Here is a 15,074-nt window from a genome sequence, read left to right on the forward strand (position 1 = left end):
CTCATTAACGCACTGGATTGGTTTTGTTCAGCCAGTCGAGCAATGCCTGGTGGAATATCGCCGGTTCTTCCATCTGCGGCGCGTGACCCATGCCGGGAAATTCAACCAGTGTGGACTGCGGAATCAGTTTTGCCACTTGCTTGCCGAGCACGTCGTAATGACCGAGCTTCGCCTTGACCTCCGGGGAGGCAATGTCACTGCCGATGGCCGTGGTGTCGGACGTGCCGATCAGCAACAGCGTCGGCATCTTCAGGTCCTTGAATTCGTAATACACCGGCTGGGTGAAGATCATGTCGTAGATCAACGCCGAGTTCCAGGCCACTTGCGTGTGCCCCGGGCCTTTGTTCAGGCCGGCAAGCATATCGACCCAGCGATCAAATTCAGGCTTCCAGCGGCCACCGTAATAGGTGTTGCGTTCATAGGTGCGGATGCCGTCGGCGCTGAGCTTCAGTTCGCGCTCGTACCATTGATCGACAGTGCGATACGGCACGCCGAGGGCTTTCCAGTCTTCCAGGCCAATGGGATTGACCAGCGCCAGTTGCTCGACCTGATCGGGGTATTGCAGCGCATAGCGCGTGGCAAGCATGCCGCCGGTGGAGTGCCCGAGCACGCTGGACTTCTGGATGCCAAGGGCTTTGAGCAGTTGCTGGGTATTGGTCGCCAGTTGCTGGAACGTGTACTGATAGTTGTCTGGTTTACTGGAGGTGCAGAAACCGATCTGGTCCGGCGCGATGACCCGGTAACCGGCTTCGCTCAGGGCTTTGATCGAACTGTCCCAGGTGGCGCCGCAGAAGTTTTTGCCGTGCATCAACACCACGCTGCGCCCGTTGGCCTTGCCGTGGGCGGCGACGTCCATGTAACCCATCTGCAGGGATTTGCCCTGGGACTCGAACGCGAAGTGCTTGACCGTGTAGGGGTACTCGAACCCTTGGAGTTCCGGTCCGTATTCCGGGCCTTCGGCATGCGCCAGAACAGGCAGTGCAGCGGTCAGAAACAGGCAGGACAGCCAACGGGAAAGGGCAAGGGACATGGGTGAACTCCATAGGAAACCCGCCGATGCTGGATCGACATGATTAGGGCGACATTAAACACAGGCAATCGCCGCCGCCGATCGTTCAACCGATCCAGCCCAGCGTTGCCAGAGTCAGCACGCCATAACGAGCACCTTTGGCGAGGGTCACGATCAGCAAAAACCGCCCCAGCGGCTCGCGCATGACGCCGGCCACCAGCGTCAGCGGGTCACCGATGATCGGCACCCAACTCAGCAGCAATGACCAATGACCGTAGCGTTGATAGTGTTTTCGGGCCTGTTCCAGATGGCGCGGGCTGACCGGAAACCAGCGCCGGTCGCGAAACCGCTCGATGCGACAGCCAAGCCACCAATTCACCACTGAACCGAGGACGTTGCCCAGCGTTGCGACGGCCAGCAGCAACCATAGCCAATACTGCTCGCTGAGCAACAGCCCGACGAGCAGTGCTTCGGATTGCAACGGCAGCAGGGTCGCGGCACCGAATGCCGCGAAAAACAGCCCGATGTAGGCGCCGCCGATCAATGGGCCGGGTAGTCCGCCACCACCACGTCAGTGCCGTCCTTTTTCAGGCCGATCACTTGATAGGCATCGCTCATGCCGTCCATTTCCATGCCGGGCGAACCCATGGGCATGCCCGGCGCCGCGACACCCAGCAAGTCATCGCGTTTGCTCAAGGCCAGGACTTGATCTGCTGGAACATGGCCTTCGACGAACTTGCCGTTGATCAGACCGGTGTGACAGGACGCCAGGCGCGGCGGCACGCCGTGCTGTTGCTTGAATTCACTCATGTTGGATTCGACGCGGTCTTCAACCTTGAAGCCGTTGGCCTCCAGGTGGCTGATCCATTTTTTGCAGCAACCGCAGTTGGCGTCACGGTGGACTTCGATCGGGACCAGGTCGGCGGCCTGTGCCAGGGAAGAGATGAATAGGGCGCTCAGGGCGACCAGACGCAGGTGGGTTCGCATGGGGGGCTCGTCTCTGGATTGTGGCCAAAAAAAGATGCATTTTGACCAGTTTAGCTAACGTCTAGGCAAGAGATTGTTTCGAAGTAATACTGCCAACGCTGAACCATTGTGGCGAGGGGGCTTGCCCCCGTTGGGCTGCGAAGCGGCCCCATAACAATCGACGACTGCTGCGCGGCCGAACGGGGCAAGTCCCCTCGCCACAAAAGCTCCTCACCAGACCAAACTCCCCGGCCACAGGGAGTTTGTGTCATTCAGCAACAGTCAACGAACCTTGAACCGCCCCATGATCGAGCTGACACGCGCATTGGCTTGCAGCAGTTGTTGGGTATTGAGCTCGCTGGCCTGGCCGCTTTTCACCAGTTCATCCACCATGTGGCGGATCTGCACCATGCTGCGGTTGATCTCTTCGGTCACCGCACTTTGCTGCTCGGCGGCGGTGGCGATCTGCGTGCTCAGGCTGTTGATGTGGCTGACCGAGCCGGCCATTTCATCCAGGCCCGTGTTGACCCGCGCCGTGGCATCGGCGGCAGACTGGCAACTGGCCTGGGTATTTTCCATGGCGGTCACTGACGAACTCACGCCTTGGGTCAGGCGCTTGAGCATTTCATTGATTTGCGAAGTGCTGGCTTGCGTGCGGGCGGCGAGGGCGCGGACTTCATCGGCGACGACCGCGAAACCGCGACCTTGCTCACCGGCCCGGGCCGCTTCGATCGCGGCGTTGAGCGCCAGCAAGTTGGTTTGCCCGGCAATGGCGCCAATCACCCCGAGAATCTCGGTGATGCGTTGCGCATCCTCCTGCATGCTTTCGACCTTATGGGTGGCGCTTGCCACTTCATCGATCAGGGCGATCACGCTGCTGGACGCTTCACCGACCACGACCCGTGAACGGTCGGCGTTCTCGTTGGCGCGCTGGGTGAAGGCCGCCGTTTCGGCGGCGTTCTGTGCGACGCTTTCGGCGGTCGAACTCATCTCGGTGATCGCCGTGACCGTCTGATCGGTTTCAGACGCATGACGCACCAGAATCTGGCTGGTGTGGGCGGAGGTCCGTTGCAGGTTGTCCAGGCTGGATGCCATGGCGCCGGTGGCCTGGGTGACTTCGCCGATCATGTTCTGCAAGTAAATGATGAAGGCGTTGACCGAGTGCCCGATGGCGCCCAGTTCGTCTTCGGCGCGGATGGTGATGCGCTTGGTCAGGTCGGCATCGCCCGCGGACAGGGCGTCGATGTTGGCTTTGAGGATTTTCATCCGCTGAATCAATTGGCGAATCGCGTAGATCTGCAGCAACACCAGCAGGATCACCATCGGGATTTGCAGCAGGCTCAGTGTGCTGAGCACATCGTCACGCTGGGCGGTGATCAGCTTGGTCGGAAGGGCCGTGGCGAGGAACCACGGTGTGCCTTCGATCGGGCGCATGAAGAAGGTGTTGGCTTCACCGTTGTTGTCGAACTCGACCCGCTGCGACTGATCACGGTTTTGCAGGCCGGCCTTCACTTGACTGGCAAATGGCGAGTTGCCGGCCAGTTCACTGATGTTCTTCAGCACGATCGGCCCACTGATCCGCGAGCTGTTGCTGATGATCTTGCCGTCGGCTTCAACGATCAGCATTTCGGCGCCGAGGTCTTTTTCCTTGCGCGCGATCAAGTCATTGAAGAAGCCCAGCGTCACGTCGATGGTCGAGACGCCATACGCCGCGCCATTTTTCTGAATGGCCATGGCGCAGTTGGTCCGTGGCTCGGCGCTGGCGTCATCTTTATAGGCTGCCGCCCAGGCGCATTGGCCGCGCGGGGTTTGCATGCCGCCCTTGTACCAGGTCTGGTCGTAATAGTTGGGGGCGGCATCGCTGTTCCAGAACGTATTGACCGCCAGCTTGCCCGAGGCGTCGCGGTGCCAGAAGGTGCTGAACTTGTTGCGTGCGGCCTCACGCTGGCCGGGTAACGGCCAGATACCGCCACCGAACACTTTCAACTCGCCGTACTGATCGACCAGGCCTGGCAGCACCGTGTCGATGGCGGCGCTGTCGAGCAACGGAATGGTCTGGGTGATGCTGCGCTGTTGCGCCTGAACCTTGTTCAGTTCGCCCTGAATTTGCTCGGCCACTTCGGCGATGCGGTTGAGGGCCACCTGTTCTTCGGTGTGACGAAGCTTGGGGGCGACCAACTGGCTGATGCCGACGACTGTCAGGACGAATAACAGCAGGATGAACAGGACCAGAAACAGCGTGTAGCGAGCCTGGATGGTGCGGAATGCGGGCATGGTACCGGTCCTTGTGCAGCGTTCTTATTGTGGTTTTTCTGTATGAAAATCGGCGCTTCGAAGAGCTATCGGCTTGCAAGGGGCGAGCTTTAGGTACTGGCGTGCTAGAAAGGGGCGGGGTGACGAGCGGTCAGGGGGCGAACAGTGTCGATGTTGATACAAATAAACTAACCAAGACGTACAAAGAGGCTGATTAGTTGTCTAAACCACTTTTAAAAAGTCTGTGTAGACCCATGAAACAAGGCACTTGGTGCTTTGTATCTAATATGTACAAAAATTGTAAAAACTGGAAATAATTGTTGGTATGGCTAGTTGCCACGCTGATACTTGCCCGCTCTAAAACTGGACTAAACAAGGAATTTTTTATGGTCACGCAGTCGGGAGTTCATTCATGACTATCGGCTATACAGGGGCCTGGACGCCCAAGGCAGGGTTGCTGGTTCAGGATACGGGCGGGGGCAAACCTGTCACCCACAGCGCCAGGGTCAAGCAGATGCTGGCACTGGTGGGGACCAATCCAAACGCGCTTAATACTGCGAAAATGGATGAGCAGAAAATCCACCGAAACGTAAAAGGTTTCGATCCGGAAAATGTCTCGGCCAAACAATTGGGCAATCTCAGTGCCTTCCTCAGAGGTCGAGGTCTGATTTCCGATATTACGGCGATGACACTGATGAATGCCGGTGACAAATTTAACCGGTTCGGGGTGCAGAACGACCCGGATGCAAAATTCAATGCGCTGGAGTATTTCGCCACGCAACTCGACACCATCCAGAACAACAGCATCAAGGGCGACAAGTACGCCATAGGGCTGATCCCGGAATACAAGACGGCGATTTACGTTCTGCAGAACCTGCACACTTACGGCAAGGGCAATGGCACGTCGGTGCCTACCGACAAGGGCGTCAACGCCAAGGCCTGACGTTTTTAGCTGGCCCACTCACGTCCCGAGTGGGCCGGCTTCGGTTACCGGTGAAGCAACTTCATGACTTCCTCCGGGTAACGCAAGCCTGCGGTCGCATTGGCCGGGAAGATCGCTTCCAGGGTGTGCAATTCGTCGCGGCTCAGCTTGACCTCCAGTGCAGCAACGTTCTCTTCAAGGTATTTACGCTGTTTGGTCCCAGGAATCGGGATCAGGTAGTCACCTTGCGTCAACACCCAGGCCAACGCCAATTGGCCCGCCGTCATACCTTTGTCGGCTGCCAAGGCTTGTACCTGCTGCACCAGTAACAGATTTTTCGCGAAATTTTCCCCTTCAAAGCGCGGGCTGAAGCGACGGTAATCGTCGGCGGCAAAGTCATCCGGGCTTTTCAGTGCACCCGTCAGAAAGCCCCGACCCAATGGGCTGTAAGGGACGAAGGCAATGCCCAGACGCTGGCACGCGGCCAGGCAACCGTTCTCTTCCTGGTCGCGGCTCCACAGCGAATACTCACTTTGCAGGGCGCTGATCGGATGAACCTTGTGCGCCCGTTCCAGCGTGGCCACTGATGCCTCACTCAGCCCCAGGTAACGCACCTTGCCGGCTTTGACCAACTCGGCCATGGCGCCGACGGTTTCCTCGATGGCCACCTGCGGATCGATCCGGTGCTGGTAATACAAGTCCAGTGTTTCAACGCCCAGGCGCTTGAGCGTGCCGTCGATAGACGCGCGAATGTACTCCGGTCGGCCGTTGACGCCCCGGGCGCCGGGGTTGGACGGATCGCGGACGATGCCGAATTTACTGGCCAGGAACACCTGATTGCGCTTGCCGACGATGGCCTTGCCGATCAGCTCTTCATTGGTGTGCGGACCGTACATGTCAGCAGTGTCGAGCAGGTTGATCCCCAACTCCAGCGCCCGATGCAGGGTGGCGGTGGCTTCGCGGGTATCGACACCGGTCGTATAGAAATCGGTCATGCCCATGCAGCCCAGACCGATGGCAGAAACCTGCGGACCGTTTTTGCCCAATTGACGTGTTTGCATGAAATCAACTCCCTGTGGTGTAAGCCCTAGTGTTGACCTCGACAGAACCAAGATAAACCGGCTAAAACTGCTATCACTGTTTGCAATTTCTAAATAATTAACCGGAACGCCTGACAATGGACCGTTTTAACGCCATGCGCGTGTTCACCCGAATCGTCGAACTGGGCGGCTTTGCCAAAGCGGCGGACAGCCTGCAATTGCCCCGCGCTTCGGTGACCATCCTGATCAAGCAACTTGAGGCTCACCTTGGCGTGCAACTGCTGCAACGGACCACGCGGCAGATCAGCCTGACCCTCGACGGCGCAGCCTATTACCCACGTTGCGTGCGGTTGCTGGCCGATCTGGAGGAAACCGAAGCGGTGTTTTCCGCCGCCCGCCACAACCCCAAAGGCCTGCTGCGAGTGGACATGCCGTCCGGGATCGGGCGTTTGATCGTGATCCCGGCATTGCCGCAGTTCACCCGCCGCTATCCGTTGATCGAACTGGATATCGGTTTGAATGACCAACCTGTCGACCTGATTCGTGAAGGCGTCGATTGTGTGCTGCGCGGGGGGGCGGCGCTGGATGATTCACTGGTGGCGCGGCCGCTGGTCATGCTCGACCAGATCACCTGCGCCAGCGCCGAATACTTGGCGCGTCATGGAACCCCGCAAAATCTGGCTGACCTTGAGAGCCATCAAATGGTGGAGTATTTCTCCAGCACCACCGGTAAGCGCTACGGGCTGGAGTGCGTGGTCGACGGGCAGGTCCAACTGATCGATCTGCCCAAGCACGTGTCCGTCAACAGTGCCGACGGTTACCTGGCCGCTTGTGAGGCGGGTTACGGACTGATCCAGACGCCGTACTACCACGTCGCCCGCCAATTGAAGGAAGGGCGTTTGTGCGAAGTATTGAAAGCGACGCCGCCCCCCGGGATGCCGCTGACGGCGCTCTATCCCCCACACCGCCAGTTGTCCCGGCGGGTGAGGGTATTTGTCGACTGGCTGGTGGAGCTTTGCGCGCAGCCGGGCAATGAGTTTTACCGAAAAGACTCAAGCGGCTGAGCGAGCGTTGCCCAGTACTTCGGTGTTTCGCTGCAAGTCGTCGTGCAACTGTTGCATGTAGGGGCAATGCAGATTGAGAGACCGAGGCCGCACCCCTCGATGAAACAGGGCGAACCATCCATGACTGCCGGGAGCGGGCATCAACCCGGTGAAGGTGAAGCCAAGCGTCGTCAAACTGCGCAAGTCCTCGGCGAAGTCTCGCGACAACGCAAGTTGGGCAGAGATCATCCAGTGACCGGGCAATTGCCGGATCTGCTCGAGCAGACGTTTGGTCAAGCGGTGAATGACCATGTCGAAGCGGTGATGGTGTTGCTTGATCTGCAAGGGTATCGACGGTTGTGTGGCCATTTCCGGATGGGTTCCAAACAGCCAACTCAGGTGCTGCATAAACCCCCGGTAGCGTTCGGGCCAGGGAATGTCGGGGAGAGGGCGCGCATGCCCTTCGACAACGTGGCAACCCATCACAATGGTTTCCGGGTGCGGTTCGGCGAAGGGCGAAGGAACGTAGTCGGGCAGCACCCCCGTGCTGTGGAAGCCGATATTTGCGGCCATGCGTTGCGTGTACGGATGGTGGGTCACTTGCTTGATCAAGACGCTGTTGAAGCCCAGTGGCCCGGCCTGCAACAGTAACTCCCGGCCCAGGCGGGTCGCGATACTTTGCCCCTGCGCGGCGGGATGCACCACGCTGAGGGCCAGTTCCGCGTTCTGCGAGGACGATTCATGGCACAACGCGGCATGCCCCAGAACGCGCACATCATCCACCGCCAGCATCGACTTCCAGCGGCCGTCGGCGGTGTGCTGGCTGATCATGTGCGGCAGGTAAACATCCGGTTGAACGTAATGATCGCCATAAACCTCGCGAAACAACTGGCTCACGGCGCGGGCGTCGGAAGGGCGGTAGCGACGAAAAATAAGATGAGACATCACGCAGTCTCCGGCGATTGCGCGTCATAAGTGCGCAAATCCAGGACCCGCATCTGTTTGCCAGAGCGCGGGTGCAGCTTCAGGTCGGTAACGGCGCAGGACAGCACTCGCAACTCCAGCAGCCCTTCGCGATTCAGATGCTCGAGCTCAGGGTAATGGGCCACAAGCGCTTTATACAGCGCCTGGCATAGCGGTGCGGTGGCCACGGCGTTAGCGTCAGGCACCCATTTAACACTGACGATGTCCTTGTATCCGTCATGTTCGATGCGCAATTGCCATTGGTCGGTGCCCGCAACGCGCTGGACGATTTGCAGCATTTCATCGATCAACAACGACGCCGACCCCACACGAACCCGCTGACTATGGGCACTACGTCCCTTGAGGGCGAATTTGCGCATCGGGGTTGTGCCCGGCTCACGCCAGCAGGCGCGGTCGCCTACGGGATAGCGCAGCAGTGGCATGAGACGGCGTGTCAGGTTGGTCACCACCAACAATCCGGTGCGATCGCACTCTTCGATGACTTCACCGGTCAGTTCATCGACGATTTCCAGCACGGTTTGGGGTTCAAACACCCGATGCTCTCCCAGGGCACAGTCTCGGCAGGTCGCTCCGATCAAGCCCGCATCGACACTGGCGTAGCCGATTGAGGCGATGCGCACGTTGGGAAATACCTGCGTAAGGATGGCCAACTGCTGGCCGAACAGGCTTTCGCCTCCGTACAGCAACGTATCAACCCCACACAGCACTCGTCGATGCTGGGCCAGGTAAGCTGCAAAGCGCAGCAACTGCGCGGGTACGCCGACCAGCACGTTGATCCGGTGTTGATCCAGCGCATCCGCCAGGACATCCATGCTGACTTCGCCGGTGAACGGAAACTCACAGATGGACCGGTTGACGTGCGCCAACGAGTCGTGAATGAACAGAAAGCTGGCATAGAGATCGCCTGAAAAGAACAGGTTGGCGACGCGGTCGCCGTTCTCCAGTTGAGAGGAAATACTGGCTCCAAAGGTACTGACCAGCGTTTGCCATTCATTCTGGGAGTAAACCGACAGTTTGCCGTGGCTGGTCGATCCCCCGGTCTTGAACACCAATCCGTTATTGATCTGGCCCGTCAGCACGGGCCATTCAGTCAGGTCGTTACTGTCAGCCCAATAGTCGGCCGCGTTGGTCAGCGGCAGGTCTTTTAAAGTAATACCTTCGGCCGGTAAGTGTTGCAGGAGTTTGCGATAAAAGTTTGAGTGTTGCCTTATGTAAGGCAAGAGTTGTTCAAGCGAATAAGTTGTGTTCACTGGGTTCTCTTTTTTATCAGGTGTTTCTACGGTTTGAAGACTATCGATATGTTTATTTTCTGTTGTCGATAACCAATGGTGTTTTTCCGCTGTGTTTGTTTCTAGTGAATCGGGATTCAGCACACTCGTGAACTTCTACCGTGATAAGCGCGGCGTTCACGGCATTGGTCAGTGCGGCGTGGGTCAATAACTTTTCATAAGCCTTTTCGGCCTCCAGGTTCACTAAAACCTTCAGCCGCTCGCTGCCATCACAGGCGTGGTCCAGCACAAATTGAACAGGCAGGCCGAGGCTGTCCCGCAGCGACGACGGTGAAATGAATTCCGTGCCCATCCGTATCAACTTGCCGTGGCGCTGCAGCAATTCGAATCGCGGCGAGTCGAGCCCGCAAGGGCAGGCTCCGGTTATCCAGCGACCGGTGTCTCCAACGTCATACCGGCGCACGGCCTGGCCTTGCCGGGCCCGGGAGGTGAACAGCAGCCGGCCGATCTCATTGGCTTGCACCGGAAAATCGTGTTCGAGATGCACGATTTCCAGATGCTGGGTATCGCACATCAAATGAAAGATGCCGTCTGCCGTTGCCGTGCAGGCATGCCCCAGCGGGCCGGCGTCGACCGAACCATAAATCGCGGAGCGAATCGTCGAGACTCCGCAGCTTTCCATCAGGCGCAGGCTGGCCTGGCCCGGGTGCTCACCGCCGAGGAACACTTTGCTGATGCCCGAGTACGCGCGAAGCTGGCTCTGTTCGTTGGAAAACAAGCGATGCAACGTACTCGGCATGCCGATTAGCACGGTGACGCGATGATCCACGATCATTCGGGCCATTTCGCTGAAGTCATCATCGTGCGGCGCCCCCATGGGGAAATGCGTAACGCCCATCAATTCCAGGACCTTGGTGAAGCTGGAGAAGCCCCCATACAGGCTGCCGCCGTAAAACAGGTTCATCACCCGATCCGTTGACGGGTCGAGACCGGCGGCGAAAAGGCCGTCAGCCGCCGCGCGCATCTGCCGTTGAAAGTCCTGATAGCTGAACCCGGCCAGGGCCGGCGTGCCACTGCTTCCCCCAGAGCGGAAAAACAGCTGTGCCATGGCGTTGATCGGCTGGGTCATGAAGGTGTTTTTGTCCATGATCGGCTCATGGCATGTATCCGCAGCGGTTGGCAGCGCGTCGAGCGTTGCCCGGCCAGGCACTGCCTCAGGCGACAGACTCACCGAGAGGCGGCGACTGAAGCGCGACAGCGCGTAGACGCCGTCATGGGGTTCCCCGGGGTAGCCGTCATGAATCAGCCCGCACGGGGCAATACGCGTGACGCCGGCATTGACCAGTGTGCGCACCAGCCCGGGTGTCTGCGCTGGAGAACACATCAACGCGCAGCTTTGCAGGACGGTGCGCCAAGGCAATAGCGTCTCGATGATCAGGTGTTGCGGCACCGGTTTGAGCAGCAGTGTACGAAACAGCGGCGAGGGCGCGAGCGTCTGGTGGTGATCCCAGATGACGCGCCATCCCGGGCCGGTCCAGACTTGACCGGTCTGCTGTGCAAAGCTGTGTTCCAGCCTCGCCATGGCGGTGCGGGTGGTGATTTCCGAAGCCTCCTGGTCTGTAGGAACCAGCGCCGGCCAATGTGAGGCGCGACGTGTAAAGGCTTCGGCCAGACGTTCACCCAGGTCCAGCAAAACCGCCGGATCGTTGCTGTCCACCAACAGCCATTGCGGGCTGGAACACGCTTGTTGATCCAGACTGCACACTTCATCCACCAAAGAGTCCAGCGTCGACGCACTCGCCGCGTCGGGCGACAGGTAGGCGAAGCTGATCCTGTGGCCCCAATCGATCCAGCGACACCCGGCCGGGATCTGCTGACGAATCGCCTTGAGTGCTTGTTCACCGCCCCAAGCGGCGACGCCATCTGCGCGGGTGCAAAGTTGCGCTATCTGAGCCGTGCTGACCGGCAGCACCGCGATGTAATCAGTCAGCTTGCCACTGGTGTCGCAATGCACCAGCGCCGCGAGTAACCGGGCGGTCAATCCTTCATCGCTGGAACTGGGGCGCAACCAGTTGATGTTGCCGGCCAACAGGCTTTCCAGGACCGCGCAGAACGCGAGCATCGGCGCATTGCCCGGCGTGATGTGTACCACCAGCCCCAGCGGATGCCAGCTTTCAAAACAGGCTTGCCGGTAATCGATACGCCGCAACGAACGCGGTTGCACACCCAGCTCACGTTCAAGTTTGGTGATGAGGTTGCTGCGCTGGCAGAAGTCCACAAGCCCCAATCGTTGATCGTTGTCGAGGGCCACATCCAGCCTGCCAGCTTGTAATTGCAGGGCAAATCGGGCCGCTGCGTCGATGACGGTGTCGCTGTCGATCGGTGCATTCAGCAGCCGTGGCAATTGTGGGTGCAGTTGCTCGAGGGCTGTCTCGAGAGTGACATCGTCTCGCAGTTCACCATTGATCAAGTACATATCAGGCTCCTCCAATCAGTTCAGACGCGGCCATTGCGCAGCTTCGGCTGGCGGTCGTACCGGCGCGTCCATGCAGTTCAAACCAGTCAGTCTGCAAGCCGCATCCGCAGCTGGCACCGGGGTGCAGCGTTGCCAGGTCCCCCATGACCACGGCGTGCGCAGGACTGGAAGAAATGTACGGCGACACGAACTCCAGCAAGCCGCGTCGGCCGTAGGGCTGGACAGAGAAATCGGACGGATTGCGCACGAAGACCTTCGAGTAAACCGGCACATGGAAATGCTGCCGGGCACACTGGATGTAGGGCACGGCATGCTCGACAGCGCCGTAACCGTCCCGGCAGCGGGATAGATCGATGCCCAATTGACGGTGGATGCGTTCATACAGTTGCGACAAAGGAATTTCCTGTGCGGCCTGGGTTTTCCAACCGCCCCCGAGAAACACCAGTGACTCGGCCGGTAGCTTGAGATTCGCGACGCCGGTGTCTTCCATGTGCTGCAACGCGTGGGAGAGGAACGCCGGGAAGCCGAGAATTCGCACCGGCAAACCTTCTTCGGCGAATTCCTGCAAGGCGCGGATCACCCCAAACACATCGAACGCGTGACCGTTGCCCGTCAGGCGTAATCCATAGGCGATGCGGTTGACCGGCGCATAGCTGCACAGAAACTGGTCGGTGTAGGCGGTGCCCAAGGTGATCGCAGCCTTGGGTTCATAGCTCAGCAGCAAGTAGTTGCAGGGACTGTCCGGAGTGTCCCAGCCGTAATGGCGAAAAATGTGGCTCACCATGCCTTGGGCGGCGGCCATGCTGCGATGGTCATAACGCAGGCGACTTTTCTGGCCGCTGGTGCCGGACGATGTCAGTTCCAGCGCACCTTCACCCGTGGAGCCGAACAACGGGTGACGTTTGAAATAGTGAGCGAAAATCGGTGGCAGTCTTGACCAGTCATCCAGCGTCTCCAGGTCTTGTGCGACGAGCCCGTTGCTGTTGAGCCAGCGCTCGTAGCCAGGCGTGTGCTGACAATGAAACAGGCTGATTTCCCCCATGGCCCTGTCGAACAGGCCTTCAGGCACGGAATCCAGGCAATAGGGTTGCGTTAACGCGCAAAGCGCATCGGTGTGGGGTAAATGGATCATCAATGGACCTATCGGGTGGAGTCAGGCAGCAAGCGGGAGGTGGGAGCGCCGCAGAAACAGGCGCAGGGGCAGCAGGCACATGAGCCCTGCGATACCCGCCATCAGGGCGAAGGATTCGTGGCTTTCACCGGCGCCAGCCGCCGCAATCAGTGAGCCGCCACCGCCCATGACAGCGATTGAAATCATGCCGATCATGGCTGAGACCAGGCCTTTGCTGTCGTCGCTTGAAAACAGCGCAAGCCGGTACAGTGCGGCGTTGCTCATGCCAAGGCCAATGGCGTAAAGGGCCAGGACGCTGATCAGCAAAGGCGTGGGCGCACCGTAGAAACTGCTGGCGAGCAAGGCGATGAGCCCACCGCAAAATGGCCACAACGCGTATCGAATCAGTTGCGGCAATTCAGTGTCGGCGATCAATCGATTGAGTATCAGGTTGCCGAGAATGACGGCCGCAAACACCGGGATCTGCCACAGGCCGTACTGCAAGGGTGAAAGCCCCTGATTGTGAATCAGCAGGAGCGGCGCCAGCCCGATCCAGGCAATCAATGGCAGGCTCATGACCCCCAGCGCGACAGAGGCGCTGAGGAATCGCGGGTTGCCGAGCAACGCGGCATAACGGCGCACGGTGCCGCGCCATTCGAACGGCACCGCCGCCAGTCGCTGGCCGTCATGACGCAAGGTGCCCACGGTTTCCGGCATGAACAGGTAAAGCCCGAGCCACACCAACAGACCGCTAATGCCCAGCAGTAAAAACAGCTCCCGCCAAGTGAGCCATTCCAGCAGCAGACTGCCGAGCAACGGCCCCAGCAGTGGAGAGAGCAATGCAACGTTGCCCAGCAACGCCATGATTTTTACCGCGTCGGCTTCGCAGAACACTTCTTGCAAGGCTGGATAGCTGACCGCGATGACAAACCCCAGCCCCATGCCCTGAATCAGCCGCAAGCCGTTGAACGCATAGATGCTTTGCACGCTGAACATGGCGGCACAGGCCAGGGCGAATACCGCACAACCCATGAGCAACATCGGCCGGCGACCGAACTGATCCGACAGCGGACCAATAAGCCATTGCAGAAGTATGCCGCCCGCCAGATAGAGATTGAAGGCGTAGGGGACATGTCTCCCGCTGGCATTCAAATCATGAGTGACGGTCAACATGGCCGGCATGATCATGTCGCTGGCCATATACGTCAGAAGTTCAAAAAAAGTGATGGCAAAGCAAAAGCCTAATACCTGATAGGGGCTGATGTTTATGAGCGGTTGGTGCATGGCATCCCTGTTCTTCTTCGTGAAGTTAAATAGCGGGTCTTATTGCGATGCGCCAAGCTTAATCAAGCAAGTATGAATACCTCAAACGGTCTATTAAGACTGAAAGCTTCAATAGTTTTCGCCAGGTTTCGATGGGGTACGGGCAGTAAAAAATAAGTGAAAGTGTATGTACGAAAAATGCCCGCGACGGGGCGGGCATTGGTTAAACCGTGAACGGGATATGCGTTTTTCCTACAAGTGGATGTTCAACTACTTACGCGTCATACGTTATCGATGCTGGTAATAACCCGGTCCGCCGCGATCATAATGGTGGTTGCCGTGCCAGCCGCCGTGGGGGAAAACGATGCAGCCGCTCAGCGTCAGCAGCGCGAGCAAGGGAATCAACCGTGTGATTCGACGGAACATTTGAAGATCCTCATGGTTATCGCCGCAATAAAGCCAAATCTCTTCATCGGCTGTAACATGAGACCCCGTTTGCAGCGTCCCATTCCCGCACAAAGGTAGGGGCTTGGCATGCTTTCGGATACAAACCGGACACATTTTTCAGGTTCAGGAATTCGCAATGACTCAGTCGCAACGTTTGAAATACTCGATTCTGATCTCCCTGGTGGTATTGGGGATCATGTTCGGCCTTTCGTATCTGCAAAACGCAGGCGTCATCAGTGAGAAGCTGTTTCAGTACATCGCCATCGGCGTGGCGGTGATCGTGGTGGTGATCAATGGCGTGATGCGTCGCAAGGTCAAGCCTTGAACGACG

13 protein-coding genes and 2 pseudogenes are annotated in these 15,074 nt (G+C 58.6%); 3 read left to right on the forward strand and 12 right to left on the reverse strand.

Annotation, left to right across the window (positions count from 1 at the left end; all coding sequences use genetic code 11):
- Positions 1-4: 4 nt before the first annotated feature.
- The 5 genes and pseudogenes from ACA051_RS14520 to ACA051_RS14540 form a co-directional block, all read right to left on the reverse strand.
- On the reverse strand, positions 5-1,030 hold the full coding sequence (locus ACA051_RS14520) for an alpha/beta fold hydrolase (RefSeq protein WP_497375384.1): 1,026 nt from the start codon (positions 1,028-1,030) through the stop codon (positions 5-7).
- An 85-nt stretch (positions 1,031-1,115) separates the two neighbouring features.
- Positions 1,116-1,550, reverse strand: a complete 435-nt coding sequence (locus ACA051_RS14525) for a YqaA family protein (RefSeq protein ID WP_497375561.1) — start codon at positions 1,548-1,550, stop codon at positions 1,116-1,118.
- Positions 1,550-1,996, reverse strand: coding sequence for a DUF411 domain-containing protein (locus ACA051_RS14530; RefSeq protein WP_497310411.1), 447 nt, complete (start codon positions 1,994-1,996; stop codon positions 1,550-1,552). The genes ACA051_RS14525 and ACA051_RS14530 overlap by 1 nt, the downstream gene beginning before the upstream one ends.
- A gap of 261 nt (positions 1,997-2,257) precedes the next feature.
- Positions 2,258-2,782, reverse strand: a pseudogene (locus tag ACA051_RS14535) (methyl-accepting chemotaxis protein); the annotation flags it as partial.
- Between the two features lie 387 nt (positions 2,783-3,169).
- Positions 3,170-4,249: pseudogene (locus ACA051_RS14540) on the reverse strand (cache domain-containing protein); the annotation flags it as partial.
- Between the two features lie 391 nt (positions 4,250-4,640).
- On the opposite strand from ACA051_RS14540, the gene ACA051_RS14545 reads away from it, so the two are divergent.
- Entirely contained in the window at positions 4,641-5,171 is a 531-nt protein-coding gene (locus ACA051_RS14545; RefSeq protein ID WP_497310412.1) for a hypothetical protein, read from the forward strand.
- Between the two features lie 44 nt (positions 5,172-5,215).
- Here ACA051_RS14545 and ACA051_RS14550 read toward each other — a convergent pair whose 3' ends face one another.
- Complete coding sequence (locus ACA051_RS14550) at positions 5,216-6,211, reverse strand: aldo/keto reductase (protein WP_497375386.1); 996 nt, start codon at positions 6,209-6,211, stop codon at positions 5,216-5,218.
- Between the two features lie 116 nt (positions 6,212-6,327).
- Here ACA051_RS14550 and ACA051_RS14555 point away from each other — a divergent pair, with 116 nt between their 5' ends.
- Positions 6,328-7,254, forward strand: a complete 927-nt coding sequence (locus tag ACA051_RS14555; protein WP_497375388.1) for a LysR family transcriptional regulator — start codon at positions 6,328-6,330, stop codon at positions 7,252-7,254.
- Here ACA051_RS14555 and ACA051_RS14560 read toward each other — a convergent pair.
- The 6 genes from ACA051_RS14560 to ACA051_RS14585 all read right to left on the reverse strand — a co-directional run bounded on the left by ACA051_RS14560 (position 7,243) and on the right by ACA051_RS14585 (position 14,722).
- Positions 7,243-8,178: a GNAT family N-acetyltransferase gene (locus tag ACA051_RS14560; protein ID WP_497310415.1), complete on the reverse strand. Its 936-nt coding sequence runs from the start codon at positions 8,176-8,178 to the stop codon at positions 7,243-7,245. The genes ACA051_RS14555 and ACA051_RS14560 overlap by 12 nt on opposite strands.
- Positions 8,178-9,467 (reverse strand): phenylacetate--CoA ligase family protein, encoded by a 1,290-nt coding sequence (locus ACA051_RS14565; RefSeq protein ID WP_497375390.1) that lies wholly within the window; start codon positions 9,465-9,467, stop codon positions 8,178-8,180. The genes ACA051_RS14560 and ACA051_RS14565 overlap by 1 nt, the downstream gene beginning before the upstream one ends.
- Before the next feature lie 52 nt (positions 9,468-9,519).
- Positions 9,520-11,922: an aldehyde dehydrogenase family protein gene (locus tag ACA051_RS14570; protein WP_497375392.1), complete on the reverse strand. Its 2,403-nt coding sequence runs from the start codon at positions 11,920-11,922 to the stop codon at positions 9,520-9,522.
- A 1-nt stretch (position 11,923) separates the two neighbouring features.
- Positions 11,924-13,054: a LuxE/PaaK family acyltransferase gene (locus tag ACA051_RS14575; protein WP_497375394.1), complete on the reverse strand. Its 1,131-nt coding sequence runs from the start codon at positions 13,052-13,054 to the stop codon at positions 11,924-11,926.
- A 21-nt stretch (positions 13,055-13,075) separates the two neighbouring features.
- On the reverse strand, positions 13,076-14,317 hold the full coding sequence (locus ACA051_RS14580) for an MFS transporter (RefSeq protein WP_497375396.1): 1,242 nt from the start codon (positions 14,315-14,317) through the stop codon (positions 13,076-13,078).
- A 267-nt stretch (positions 14,318-14,584) separates the two neighbouring features.
- Positions 14,585-14,722: a hypothetical protein gene (locus ACA051_RS14585; protein ID WP_497375398.1), complete on the reverse strand. Its 138-nt coding sequence runs from the start codon at positions 14,720-14,722 to the stop codon at positions 14,585-14,587.
- A 157-nt stretch (positions 14,723-14,879) separates the two neighbouring features.
- Here ACA051_RS14585 and ACA051_RS14590 point away from each other — a divergent pair, with 157 nt between their 5' ends.
- Positions 14,880-15,068, forward strand: a complete 189-nt coding sequence (locus ACA051_RS14590; protein WP_008024801.1) for a hypothetical protein — start codon at positions 14,880-14,882, stop codon at positions 15,066-15,068.
- Positions 15,069-15,074 lie beyond the last annotated feature (6 nt).

The sequence above is a fragment of the Pseudomonas sp. LBUM1669 genome (assembly GCF_059695705.1).